Source organism: Herminiimonas sp. (genome assembly GCF_030655415.1).
Map to the genome: position 1 here is coordinate 172,224 of NZ_JAURVN010000018.1, position 12,784 is coordinate 185,007.

The 12,784-nt window shown below is 50.8% G+C and carries 9 protein-coding genes; 4 read left to right on the plus strand and 5 right to left on the minus strand.

The genetic code is table 11. The features are described 5' to 3' along the window. Nucleotides 1-23: 23 nt before the first annotated feature. Nucleotides 24-2,867, plus strand: coding sequence for a formate dehydrogenase subunit alpha (fdhF, locus tag Q7T66_RS16985; RefSeq protein ID WP_304934288.1), 2,844 nt, complete (start codon nucleotides 24-26; stop codon nucleotides 2,865-2,867). A 206-nt stretch (nucleotides 2,868-3,073) separates the two neighbouring features. Then, a complete protein-coding gene (locus Q7T66_RS16990; protein ID WP_304934289.1) occupies nucleotides 3,074-3,910 on the plus strand; it encodes a formate dehydrogenase accessory sulfurtransferase FdhD in 837 nt (278 codons plus the stop codon). Nucleotides 3,911-3,929: 19 nt separating this feature from the next. Here the strand turns inward: Q7T66_RS16990 and Q7T66_RS16995 are convergent, their stop codons facing one another. Continuing rightward, complete coding sequence (locus Q7T66_RS16995; RefSeq protein WP_304934290.1) at nucleotides 3,930-5,258, minus strand: D-amino acid dehydrogenase; 1,329 nt, start codon at nucleotides 5,256-5,258, stop codon at nucleotides 3,930-3,932. Nucleotides 5,259-5,619: 361 nt separating this feature from the next. Here Q7T66_RS16995 and Q7T66_RS17000 point away from each other — a divergent pair, with 361 nt between their 5' ends. Next, nucleotides 5,620-5,949 carry a hypothetical protein gene (locus tag Q7T66_RS17000; protein WP_304934291.1) on the plus strand — a complete coding sequence of 110 codons (330 nt, stop codon included), beginning with the start codon at nucleotides 5,620-5,622 and terminating at the stop codon, nucleotides 5,947-5,949. 197 nt (nucleotides 5,950-6,146) lie between these two features. Here the strand turns inward: Q7T66_RS17000 and Q7T66_RS17005 are convergent, their stop codons facing one another. From Q7T66_RS17005 to Q7T66_RS17020, 4 genes are all read right to left on the minus strand, one after another. Then, a complete protein-coding gene (locus Q7T66_RS17005) occupies nucleotides 6,147-7,286 on the minus strand; it encodes a UbiH/UbiF/VisC/COQ6 family ubiquinone biosynthesis hydroxylase (protein WP_304934292.1) in 1,140 nt (379 codons plus the stop codon). Between the two features lie 5 nt (nucleotides 7,287-7,291). Next, nucleotides 7,292-8,626, minus strand: a complete 1,335-nt coding sequence (locus tag Q7T66_RS17010; RefSeq protein ID WP_304934293.1) for an aminopeptidase P N-terminal domain-containing protein — start codon at nucleotides 8,624-8,626, stop codon at nucleotides 7,292-7,294. Between the two features lies 1 nt (nucleotide 8,627). Further along, nucleotides 8,628-9,338, minus strand: a complete 711-nt coding sequence (murU, locus tag Q7T66_RS17015) for an N-acetylmuramate alpha-1-phosphate uridylyltransferase MurU (protein WP_304934294.1) — start codon at nucleotides 9,336-9,338, stop codon at nucleotides 8,628-8,630. An 81-nt stretch (nucleotides 9,339-9,419) separates the two neighbouring features. After that, the gene (locus tag Q7T66_RS17020) at nucleotides 9,420-10,457 is read right to left on the minus strand and encodes an aminoglycoside phosphotransferase family protein (protein WP_304934295.1); all 1,038 of its coding nucleotides are present in this window, start codon (nucleotides 10,455-10,457) and stop codon (nucleotides 9,420-9,422) included. A 100-nt stretch (nucleotides 10,458-10,557) separates the two neighbouring features. Here Q7T66_RS17020 and Q7T66_RS17025 point away from each other — a divergent pair, with 100 nt between their 5' ends. Then, nucleotides 10,558-12,783 (plus strand): LPS-assembly protein LptD, encoded by a 2,226-nt coding sequence (locus Q7T66_RS17025; RefSeq protein WP_304934296.1) that lies wholly within the window; start codon nucleotides 10,558-10,560, stop codon nucleotides 12,781-12,783. Nucleotide 12,784: the final 1 nt, after the last annotated feature.

The following is a 12,784-nucleotide window of genomic DNA, read 5'->3' on the forward strand; positions in this document are numbered from 1 at the left end:
CCCCGGATTAAGGTGAAAAGATAATGAACGCAATTACCAGAAGCGAAATGGCACAACTCGAAGTGCCGACAGTAACGTTTGAATTGAACGGTCGTGAAGTAACCGGCCGCGCAACCGATACGCTGTTGACCATCGCCAAGCGCGAAGGCATCGAGATCCCGCATCTTTGCTATAAAGAAGGCATGGACACTGCAGGTAACTGCCGTGCATGCGTCGTCGAAATCAATGGCGAACGCGTCCTGGCTCCTTCATGCTGCCGCAATCCGACTAACGGTATGAAAGTAAATACCGAAAGCGAACGCGCAGTGAAATCGCAAAAACTGGTGCTGGAACTGTTGCAGTCCGACATGCCAGAAACCGACTACACACGTCACAACGAAGTAGACGAGTGGGCCGCGAAAATGGAAGTCGGCAAGCCACGTTTCGAAGCACGTGCACGCGTAGCTCCCGATTTTTCGCATCCAGCGATGACCGTTAATTTGGACGCGTGTATTCAATGTACGCGTTGCGTACGTGCTTGCCGCGACGAACAAGAGAACGACGTTATCGGTCTGGCCTTCCGTGGCGATCATGCACAAATCGTGTTCGATATGGATGACCCTATGGGTGCATCGACTTGCGTCGCTTGCGGTGAATGCGTACAGGCTTGCCCGACTGGCGCCTTGATGCCAGCGCGTGATGTCGCGATGAGTGTGCCGGACAAAAAAGTTGAATCTGTTTGCCCATACTGCGGCGTTGGTTGCCAACTGACTTACAACATCAAAGACAACAAGATTCTTTTCGTTGAAGGTCGTGATGGTCCGGCTAACCGCGAACGTCTGTGCGTTAAAGGTCGTTACGGTTTCGATTATGCAAACCATCCACACCGCTTGACCAAACCTTTGATCCGTCGTGCTGATGCGCCTAAACGTGGCGATGCCATCATGGATCCGGATCGCGTGATGGAAGTATTCCGCGAAGCGACATGGGAAGAAGCGTTAGAAGTTGCCGGCGGCACCTTCGCGAAGATTCGCGATACCCACGGCAAACGTTCACTGGCCGGTTTCGGTTCAGCCAAAGGTAGTAACGAAGAAGCGTACCTGTTCCAAAAATTGGTGCGTACCGGTTTCGGTAGCAATAACGTCGATCACTGCACACGTTTGTGCCACGCATCGTCAGTTGTCGCGCTGCTCGAAGGTATCGGTTCAGGTGCAGTATCGAATCCAGTGATGGACGTGACCAAGGCAGAAGTGGTCATCATCATTGGTGCGAATCCAACCGTGAACCATCCGGTTGCTGCGACCTGGATCAAGAATGCAGTCAGCAACGGTACCAAGTTGATCGTCTGTGATCCACGTCGTACAGATATGTCGCGTATTGCGCATCGCTTCATGCAGTTCAAGGCGGATACCGACGTCGCGATGTTGAATGCGATGATGAACGTGATCGTTACCGAAGGTCTGGTCGATAAAGAATTTATCGAAAGCCGTACCATTGGTTACGAAGAGCTGCGCAAAAACGTTGAAGGCTACACACCTGAATTGATGGCGCCTATTTGTGGCATCGATGCAGAGACATTGCGTTACGTTGCACGTCTGTATGCGACCTCCAAGGCATCGATGATCTTGTGGGGCATGGGCGTATCGCAGCATATTCACGGTACCGATAACGCGCGTTGCTTGATTGCGCTGTCGCTGATGACGGGCCAGATTGGCCGTCCAGGTACTGGCTTGCATCCATTGCGTGGTCAAAACAACGTGCAAGGTGCATCCGATGCTGGTTTGATCCCTATGGTTTATCCGGATTATCAAAGCGTTACCGATCCTAAGATCCGTGCGAGCTTTGCAAAAGCATGGAATATGTCGATCGATTTGCTTGATCCTGAACCAGGTCTGACCGTGGTTGAAATCATGCACGCAATTACCGACGGTAAAATCCGCGGTCTGTATGTTCAAGGTGAAAATCCTGCGATGTCGGATCCGGATGCGAACCATGCGCGTGAAGCGTTGGCAGCGTTGGATCATTTGGTAGTGCAAGATATTTTCTTGACTGAAACCGCTTATCTGGCTGACGTGATCTTGCCGGCAAGTGCTTTCCCAGAGAAAAACGGAACCTTCACGAATACGGATCGTACCGTGCAGATGGGTCGCCAAGCGATCAATCCACCGGGTGAAGCCAAGCAAGATTTGTGGATCATTCAGCAAATGGCGAAGCGCCTTGGTTGCGACTGGAACTACAAGCATGTGTCGGAAGTATTCGACGAAATGCGTCACACCATGCCTAGCATTGCCGGTATTACCTGGGAACGTCTGGAGCGCGAAGATGCAGTTACCTATCCTTGCCTGAAAGAAGGCGATCCAGGTGACCCAGTCGTGTTTATGGATGAATTCCCACGTGAAAGTGGCCGTGCTCGCTTCGTCCCTGCGGATATCATTCCTGCGGATGAGCGTCCAGATACTGAGTACCCAATGGTCTTGATCACTGGTCGTCAGCTGGAACATTGGCACACAGGTAGTATGACGCGCCGTGCAACCGTACTCGATTCGATCGAACCAGATCCAATCGCGTTGATCCATCCACTGGATTTGATTGCAATGGGCGGCAAGCCTGGCGATTTGATCACGCTGGAGTCACGTCGCGGTGAAGTTACTCTGTATGCGCGTGCTGATGATAGTTCGCCACGTGGTGCGGTGTTTGTGCCGTTCTGCTACTACGAAGCTGCAATTAACCGTTTGACGAACTCTGCGCTGGATCCGTTCGGCAAGATTCCAGAGTTCAAATACTGCGCAATCCGCATCACGATGGGCGGCACTGCACCAGTACAAACCAGCTACGGTGGTGGTCAGGCATTGGTTAATTTGACGAACAGCATGGCAACGACTAACTAAGACGATTCAGTCTTTAGTTGTTTGTACTGAAACCGGCACTTGCTCTTGCAGCAAGTGCCGGTTTTTATTTTTGGCGTCTGCGTTGCGTCTAGATCAGCCGTGTGATGGCATAATTGCGGCATGTTTTATATCGCTGGTTTTCGCGATTCAGAAATAAATAATTTCTCGCTGGTTCGCTGATTGTTCAAGATTCTATTCTCTCCAATATGACTGTTCGTCCGGCCTTATCCAATGCAGTTCGCAAGCTCACGCATGAGGTAGAAGTCATGGATGAGCGCGGCCGTGCCTCGACGATTGCGATCCCGGCTGAACAGCCGTTGACGATCTATGTAGACAAGCGTGAGCTGGTGACCTTGATGACTTTGGGTGGCGCGCCGGAATCACTGACGCTTGGCTATTTACGCAATCAACGTTTCATCAAGAACATCGAAGACATCTTGTCGGTGCAAGTCGATTGGGATGTCGATGCGGTTGCCGTAGTGACGCGTAACGGCATTGAAAATATAGAAGAGCGCACGGCCACGCGCACCGTGACAACGGGTGGCGGTGAAGGCACAGTATTCGGCGGCTTGATGGATGCGGTCGATTCGATTTCTCTACCGCCAGATGCACGCATGACGCAATCCATTTTATACAAAGTCATCGATACGATACGTACCCATCGTTCGGTGTACAAGCAAGCGGGCTCAGTACATGGCTGTGCCTTGTTTTCAGCTGAAGGCGAGTTGATTTATTTTGTTGAAGATGTGGGTCGTCACAATGCGGTCGATGCGATCGCCGGCAAGATGTGGTTCGATGGCATACGTGGCGAAGACAAGATTTTTTATACGACCGGCCGTTTGACTTCTGAAATGGTGATGAAGGGCGCGCAAATGGGCATCCCGTTCTTGCTGTCACGTTCAGGCGCAACGCAGATGGGCCATATGGTGGCGGAGCGGTTGAATATGTCTTTGATCGCACGTTGCAGCGGCAAACATTTTTTACTGCTGAGCGGCGTAGATCGCATCATCTTTGATGATGTGGCGCTTGCTACAACGCCGTAATTTCAGTCGAGTTTTATTGTTAAGCAGTGTGCTTGCTTGGACTTGCAGGCATCAATAACGCGGCGCTATTCTTGCGCGGTTCCATCCCTGTAAATGCAAAATTCACTTCAGGCTGCAGGCCCGAAACAATGTCGGCAATCGCGCGTCCCGAGCCGCAGCCCATGGTCCAACCCAGCGAACCATGTCCGGTGTTCAAAAATAGATTATTGAATTTCGTCTTGCCTATGTACGGCACATTGGACGGCGTCAATGGCCGCAAGCCAGCCCAATAAGCGGGACTGTCATAGTCACAGGCGTCGGGAAATAATTCACGCGTGCGGCGTGTAATCGCCGCGCAACGTGTTGGATTTAACTCCCTCGTATAGCCGTTGAATTCACAAGTCCCTGCCACGCGCAGCTTCTCGCCCAAACGTGACAACACCAACTTATAACCATCATCGATCAGCGACACGGTAGGCGCCAATTCTGGATTCAAAATCGGATAAGTCGCGGAATAGCCTTTGCCTGGATAGATCATCAAATCTATACCTAGCGGTTTCAAAATAGGTACAGAAAAACTTCCCATCGCCATCACAAAGGCATCCGCATGCAGGGTTTGATGAAAGCCTTGCGCATCGATGACTTCGACTGCTGTGATGCGTGCACTGGCCCCTGCGCCGTCAGTAATCAGACGCGTGACTGTTGTGTTGAATTGAAAATCCACACCGCGTTCCTGCGCTTTGTTTGCCAGTGCAGTTGTAAATTTGTAGATGTCGCCAGACTCGTCAGTTTCAGTGAAATCTGCGCCTACAATTTGCCCGCGTATCTGCGCCAATGCAGGTTCGAGTTTGATCGCTTCATCAGCGCTCATCGGTACGCGAGGGCAACCAAGATCGCGCATCACAGAAGCCGATATGAGTGATTCGTCAAAGTCTTTTTGCTTGGTATAAAAATGCAAAATGCCGCGCGTCAGGCAGTCGTAATCAATATCGACTTCGGCGCGCACGGCTTGCAAAGTCTGACGACTGTATTCAGCGATCGCAACAATCTGGTGGATGTTATGCACAGTGCGCGCAGGTGTGCATTCACGCAGAAAATTCATGCCCCATTTCCACTGCAACCATTCGGCACGGAAGCGATACAGCAAAGGCGCATCTTCCTTGCCTAGTGATTTGAAAATCGTCATCGGTGCTGTTTTATTCGCCCACGGCGTCGCGTGCGATACAGAGATCTGGCAGCCATTGGCGAAGCTGGTTTCCAGCGCGGCGCCAGGCTGACGATCGATAACGGTGACGTCATGACCCGCCTTGTTCAGGAACCAGGCGGACGCCGTGCCGATAATGCCCGAACCTAAAACGATGACTTTCATGACGCAATCAATCCCGAAATATTTCCGAAGTTTTTTAATACATGTCAGCACTTGAACGCGACAAGGTAGGAGGTGCTGCCTAGCGTTTAGCTTGAGGCAGAACAATACTTTGTCCCGCCAGAAATTGCCTATGACGACTGTCAAGAATCACGATAAAGCGCGACATTTCATTTTTCAGACGACGCGTGATCGCAAAAAATCAGGTTTTTCAGCATTCTAACCATTATCTATAACTAATGATTATTATTAAATACTTTAACTATACCTAATCATTTATAGGGCTTACGATGCATCTGAAGTCTGCAAAAGGTATCGCGGACTGGTTTCCGCAATGACGTGCACATACCCAAGGAGAAGTGCAATGGTCGAACTTGAACAATGTCCAATAGGCAACGCGATTGAATGCCACTTGGCTGCATATAACGCAGCATTTTACGAACTCGGCTTGAGCTGGCACTGGGACAGCGATGTCTTTCATGCGCTGCAAAGCTTGCCTTGCGAGCGTGACCGCATCAAAAAATACATGGAAACGCATCAGTCGCATTTGCTGAAAGTGTATGACGCAGATTTCCTGATCGACGCGATTCAAACAACCAAAGCTCGTTGTTTTGAAACATTGACCGAGAACGGTGCCAAAAAAGCAGCGAAGATCAATTGGGCAGAATTCCAGCGTGCAGAAGTAGGTGCTTGATTTACTCTGTTGCGTAACAGCTGAGTAAATCGCTGTTGTTAAATGCTTGTGGAATTTATATCTTGCAAGTGGGTGTGACCCAAAGCCTGCAGCTAGTAAAGCCATAAATAAAAAGCCGTCTCCATTACTGGAGGCGGTTTTTTTGTTGAAAGTTTGAATAGAGTTTGGGCGATACGCTGAAACGTTTTAGATGATTGTTATGACCGCCTTCCAAACATCATCTGTTCAGCCAATAATTTTTTCGCTGGTTTTATGCCATCGACCAGGCCCAAAGAAAATCCCAAAATAGCTTGCGAGATTCCACCTGCAGGTGCGCTCGCAAAAATCCTTGCCATGATGTCGGTCAAATGAATGGTGGCATTGCGATCCGAGGTACGACTGGCGGAAAATTCCTGCAGCGCGTTTGCATCCATTTGCTTTGCCAACAATCTTGCTAATACGCTGGCATCACGCAAGCCAAGATTAAGCCCCTGCCCTGCAACCGGATGCAGGGTTTGTGCAGCATTGCCGATAGCCACTGTTCTTGCTGACGATGCTGCTTGTGCATTCAAACCTAGCGGGAAGGTATTGCGCGAGGTCGTTGCGGTAAAATGTCCTATGCGCGAGCCAAAAGCTGTGCCTAGCTGCGCTAAAAATTCTGCATCGTTCAATGCAAGCAAAGCTTGTGCGGTTTCCGCTTTCACACACCAGACCAAGGCATAACCATCTTCTTGCGGTAGCAATGCCAATGGTCCTTCATCGGTAAAACGCTCGAAGGCGCGATGCGGAATCGGTGAGCTGACAGTGACATGCGCGACAATCGCAGTCTGGCCGTAATCCCTATGCACGGATTTTTTTACTTGTTCTGTAAAAATCCCACCTTCCGCCTGCACCACGATTTTTGCAGTGATGTCTGGATGATCGGCAAATGTGAGCGTCACCGCTTCATCGTTTTCGACCAGGTTAGTCACGCTTGCCGGACGTATCAAGTTAATGCCGATACTCGATGCGTGCGCATTCAATGCCGTTACCATGGCGCCGTAGCGTGTGACATAACCTAGCGCTGGCAAATCGTATTCTTCGCGTTCGATCAACGTTCGACCAAAATGGCCGCGACGTGAGACGTGAATTTGATTGATCTGGGTTGCTGCGATCGGCCACGAATTGATCGCTTCAAAAATCTGACGACTGCCATATGACAATGCGATCGAACGTGGATCGCGCGAGGTTTGCTCGATAGTTTTTGCATCGATCAATGCGATGCGTTCAGACCGAACACCATGCTTGACCAGCAAGGCGGCAAGCGTCAATCCGACCGGGCCTGCGCCGCAAATGGCTATGTCGAAATCGGTTTGCATTTTGCTTAGTCGTGCTTCATCAAGGCTTCGATATCGGCCACAGTTTTTGGCGCGGCAGCACTCAGGATGTGGCAACCATCAGCGGTCACCAGCGCATCATCCTCGATGCGTATGCCGATATTCCAGTATTGCTCGGGGACGCCTTCTGCGGGACGAACATAGATGCCTGGTTCGACCGTCAGCACCATGCCGGCTTGCAAAGTGCGCCATGGTTTTTCTGAACCGCTTGGTGCAGCATCGCGATACTCGCCAACATCATGGACATCCATACCCAGCCAATGGCCGGTGCGATGCATGTAGAACTGGCTGTATGCGCGGTTTTCGATCACGTCACTTAATGAGCCGACTTTATTTTTGTCTAGCAGTCCGGTATCTAGCATGCCTTGCGCGAGGACTTTGACGGCAGCGTCGTGACCATCCATGAAACGTTTGCCTGGGCGTGTTTCTTCTATCGCTGCGTATTGCGACGCGAGCACGATTTCATAGAGTTCTTTTTGCGGGCCTGAGAATTTGCCGTTGACCGGAAAAGCGCGCGTGATGTCGGATGCGTAGCTATCGAGTTCGCAGCCGGCATCAATCAACACAAGGTCACCATCCTTTAACTCTGCGTCACTGGCTCTGTAATGCAATACGCAAGCATTAGCGCCCGTGGCGACGATGGAGCCATATGCGGGAAATTGCGAACCGTTGTTGCGGAACTCGTGCAGGATTTCTGCTTCCAGATGGTATTCGCGCAATCCCGGACGCGCCATACGCATGGCGCGTCGATGTGCTGCGGCGGCTATATCAGCAGAGCGTTGCATGATGTCGATTTCGCCCGCGTCTTTGCTCAAGCGCATTTCATCCAGCAGCACTTGTAAATCGTAGGCAGCACTTGGTGGTGTGACGCCAGCGCGCGCTTGCGAGCGCACGGTTTGCAACCAGCGTTGCACTTGTCCATCAAGCTTGCTGTCACTGCCTAGCGCATAAAACAAGCCTTGGGCATTCGCCATCAATTTCGGTAATTCTGTATCGATGGCTTCAATCGGATAAGCCGCGTCAAAACCGAATGTGCTGCGTGCAGCCTCCGGGCCGTAACGAAAACCATCCCAGATTTCGCGTTCCAGATTCTTTTCACGACAAAATAAAATGGACTGACTTTTTTCGCCAGCCAGCAACACAATGACGGACTCTGGTTCGGTAAAACCGGACAGGTAATAAAAATAACTGTCGTGGCGATACGGATAATCGGCGTCGCGATTGCGCATGACTTCTGGCGCGGTCGGGATGATGGCGATGCCGCCGCCTTTGGCCTGCATTTGAGCGATCAATGATGCGCGTCTGGCAGCGTAGGTTTTCATTTCATTTTCCTGTCAAAGGTGCATTCAGTTCAGCCAGTCGCTCTGCGGTGCCGACGTCGGTCCAATCGCCGCGATACAGCTCGCCACCAACTTGGCCGCGCGCTGCGTATTCACGCAAGATCGAAACCAGTTTGACAGATTCGCCAGCAGTGATGGCATCAAAAATCGAAGGGCGATACACGCCTATGCCGGAAAAGGTCAGTCGCGGTTCGCCTTCGTTAATGATGGAAAAACTGTTCAATGCAAAGTCGCCGTTTGGATTGTGCGCGGGATTTTTAACCAGGTATAACCACGCAACATCGCGTTTATCCAGCGGGTGTGGATGACCCCAGACATCGTTATCTTCCAGCACGCCTATTACTTGTTCAAAATTAAAGTGGGGGCAGTAGATGTCGGCTGCAAGAGCCAGAAAAGGTTCGTCGCCGAGCAAGTGGCGCGCTTTTGCAATACCGCCTGCAGTTTCCAGCGCGGTGCCTTCTGCCGAGTAAGCAATTTTGGCGCCGAACTGCTCACCGTTGCCCAGCGTTTCCTCGATCATGTGGCCGAGATGGGCATGGTTGATAACGATATCTGTGATACCCGCGCGCACCAGATTCAGGATGTGCCAGACGATCAGTGGACGACCGCGCACCTTCAGCAAAGGCTTGGGGCAAGTGTCGGTTAAGGGGCGCATTCTTTCGCCACGTCCGGCAGCGAAAATCATCGCTTTCATGGTTGTCGCATTCTTTGTATAAATGAATAAATTTCTTGTCTATGGCCTAGCTACATGCCGCGACTGATTTTCTTGAGTCGATTAAAACGTATAGCCGACTTGCGGCGCTTTATCTTCCAACTCATCCAGCAATCTAACCAGCGGCGCGAGTTCCTTGTAACGATGCGCCGCCTTGCGGGTGTACTCCATCACTAGCGGCAGATCTTTCACGTAGGCGTCTTTACCATCGCGGTGATACAGGCGAGCGAAAATGCCGAGTACTTTCAGGTGGCGTTGCAAGCCCATGTATTCAAAATCGCGATAGAAAGAATCGATGTCTGGGTTGACTGGCAGGCCGGCGCGTTTTGCGCGCTCCCAATAACGAATCGCCCAGTCAAGCACGACTTCTTCATCCCATTGGATATAAGCGTCGCGCAACAGCGATGCCAGATCGTAGGTGATCGGCCCATACACCGCATCCTGAAAATCGAGGATGCCGGGATTGCCATTTTGCAGCACCATCAGATTGCGCGAATGGTAATCACGGTGGACATAAACTTGGGCTTGCGCCAGATTGTTCGAGAGCAGCGCATCGAATATTTTGTTCAGCGTGGCGGTTTGCTTCTCCGTCATGGTCAGGCCGAGGTGCTTGCCGATATACCACTCCGGGAAAAGCATCAATTCACGCAAGAGCAGCGCGCGGTCATATTCCGGCAACACGGCAGGCGTGCTGTGGACTTGAATTTGCACCAATGCATCAATCGCATCGATGTATAGCTTGTGCGCGGTGTCCGGATTTAACAATTGCAGATATGTGGTCGATCCCAGATCCGACAATAATAAAAACCCCTGATCAATATCCTGTGCCAGAATGCTTGGCACTGAAACCCCGGTAGCGCCAAAAACCTCGGCAACATGGATAAAAGGGCTTACGTCTTCCTGCGGTGGCGGGGCATCCATGACGATGTAACTGTTGCCATCGGCGCCATCGATGCGAAAATAGCGGCGAAAACTGGCATCGGAAGACGCCGGTCTGAGTGACGATAGCTGGAGTTCGTAAGCCGTCACGGAAGCTAGCCATTTTTGAAGTGCGGCCAGACGTGGATCGCTGGAAGAATCAGATGCAGTATGTAAAGACATGAAGCGAGCCTAGGAATTCGGTTTGTGAGTAGTGAGTTCCCATATAATAAGGGATTACATTCGAAAAATCGCCAGAGATGGTATCCAAAACTTTATTTTCATGACCTGGCTTTTCTCTTCCCGTCCTTCTCAACGTTCCCTGACCAAGATCACCGCCGTGTTCGCGGCTGTCTTTACGTCGACATTCGCTTCTGCGCAAATCAGTGTCAAGCCGACCAAAGAAAAAGCGCCAGAGGCAGAGGAAACACAGGTCAGTTCCGAGCAAATGACCGGGCGTCCAGATCGCGAAATCGTGCTGGAGCGCGATGTTGAGATTGTCCGCGGCGGCACCACGCTCACTGCCGACCATGCAACTTACTGGATAGAAGAAGACGAAGTCGAAGCCAGTGGCAACGTGAAGATGAACCGTTTTGGGGATCGTTACACCGGCGACAAAATGCGCTTCAAGATCGATGAAGGTCAGGGTTATGTCTTGAACCCGACCTACCATATGAAAGCCAACAATGCGCAAGGCAAAGCTGACCGTATTGATTTCGAAGCTGAAGATAGGGCACTAATTACGCAAGGTACTTACAGTACGTGCGAAGGTCCGGATCCTGACTGGTATCTGAAGTCGAATACGATGAATCTGGATAACGGCCGTGATATTGGCACGGCTGGTGCTACCTTGATTTATTTCAAGGGCGTGCCGATTATCGGTACTCCGTATATGTCTTTCCCATTGTCCGATGCGCGTAAATCCGGCGTGCTGGCACCGAGCATTGGGACCACCAGCACCGGTGGTTTTGAAGTCGCCGTTCCGTATTATTTCAATATCGCGCCTAATCGCGATTTGACACTGACGCCAAGGTATATCGAACGCCGTGGTTTTCAATTGGGTGCGGACGCGCGCTATCTTGATACTAATTACGCGGGTGAAACCAAGATTGAGTTTTTGGCTAACGATGCGCAGACACAGACTAATCGGTATTCCTATGCATCTATACACAATCAACGCATTACGCCGCAAGCCTCATTCGGCTGGAATGTAAAAGGCGCTTCTGACGACAATTACCCTAGTGATTTTTCGCGGAATCTAGCAACGAGTACAGAACGCCTATTGTTACGAGATTTGTATTTCAGTTATGGCGAAAGTTTCTGGAGTGCGACTGCAAGGGCATCCAGCTATCAAGTATTGCAAGATCCGCTGTCGCCAATCACGCGCCCTTACGATCGCTTGCCGCAATTTACCTTGCAAGGTGGACGTCAGGATGTAAATGGTTTCGACTGGAACGCAGTGGGTGAAGCGACGCGCTTTTGGCATCCAGATCTGGTACGCGGTGAGCGCTACGTGGTTAATCCTAGTGTTTCTTATCCTATTGTCCGTCCCGGTTATTTCTTGACACCTAAGGTGTCTTTGAATGCGGCTACTTACAATGTGCAGGATCCATTAACCAACATCAGCTCGACTTACAGCCGTTCGTTGCCGACTTTCTCGCTGGATGGCGGTTTGGTGTTTGAACGAGAGACGTCTATTTTTGGTGATGCAGCGACGCAAACATTAGAGCCGCGCCTGTTCTATGTACGCACTCCCTACAAAGATCAGAGTCAATTTCCTGTATTTGATAGCGCACTGGCTGATTTGAGTTTTTCGCAGATTTTCAGTGAAAATCGTTTCATCGGTAATGATCGTATCAGCGATGCGAACCAGCTGACGTTTGCGATGGTCTCACGCTACATTGAATCGAGCGGTGCCGAGCGCTTGCGTGTAGCGGTAGCGCAAAGATTGTATTTCGATGATCAGCGCGTGTGTTTGCCAATTAGTGGACAAACCACCTGTGCGCCAAATGACGAAACCAGTTCTGATTGGTTGGCTTCAGGCACTTTGCGTGTGTCTAACACTCTTAGTACCGAAGGTAATTTGCAGTACAGCGCTACACAAAAAAGTGTCAGTCGTGCCAATGCAGGCGTGAGCTGGCGGCCGGAACCGAAGAAGGTATTGAATCTGACCTATCGTCGCGACGTGCCTAATGAATTGAAGCAGGTTGATGTGTCGGGACAATGGCCGATTGCAGATCGCTGGTATGGCGTGGGCCGTGTGAATTATTCTTTACCGGATAGCAAAGTATCCGAAGGTTTGATCGGACTGGAATACAAGGCAGATTGCTGGATTTTCCGTGTTGTGGGCCAACGAATTCCGACTGCAACCGGCAAATCGACATCCTCGCTCTTCTTCCAGCTTGAGTTAAGCGGCCTGACCAAACTCGGCTCTGATCCTATGGAAGCATTGCGCACCAGTATTCCTGGCTATCAAGTCATCAATAAACCTTCTAACGTCACTTATTAAG

Bases quoted from the DNA above. Each gene is read 5' to 3' on its own strand.
- fdhF (WP_304934288.1), top strand. From the start codon at position 24: ATGAACGCAATTACCAGAAGCGAAATGGCACAACTCGAAGTGCCGACA.
- Q7T66_RS16990 (WP_304934289.1), top strand. From the start codon at position 3,074: ATGACTGTTCGTCCGGCCTTATCCAATGCAGTTCGCAAGCTCACGCAT.
- Q7T66_RS16995 (WP_304934290.1), bottom strand. From the start codon at position 5,258: ATGAAAGTCATCGTTTTAGGTTCGGGCATTATCGGCACGGCGTCCGCC.
- Q7T66_RS17000 (WP_304934291.1), top strand. From the start codon at position 5,620: ATGGTCGAACTTGAACAATGTCCAATAGGCAACGCGATTGAATGCCAC.
- Q7T66_RS17005 (WP_304934292.1), bottom strand. From the start codon at position 7,286: ATGCAAACCGATTTCGACATAGCCATTTGCGGCGCAGGCCCGGTCGGA.
- Q7T66_RS17010 (WP_304934293.1), bottom strand. From the start codon at position 8,626: ATGAAAACCTACGCTGCCAGACGCGCATCATTGATCGCTCAAATGCAG.
- murU (WP_304934294.1), bottom strand. From the start codon at position 9,338: ATGAAAGCGATGATTTTCGCTGCCGGACGTGGCGAAAGAATGCGCCCC.
- Q7T66_RS17020 (WP_304934295.1), bottom strand. From the start codon at position 10,457: ATGTCTTTACATACTGCATCTGATTCTTCCAGCGATCCACGTCTGGCC.
- Q7T66_RS17025 (WP_304934296.1), top strand. From the start codon at position 10,558: ATGACCTGGCTTTTCTCTTCCCGTCCTTCTCAACGTTCCCTGACCAAG.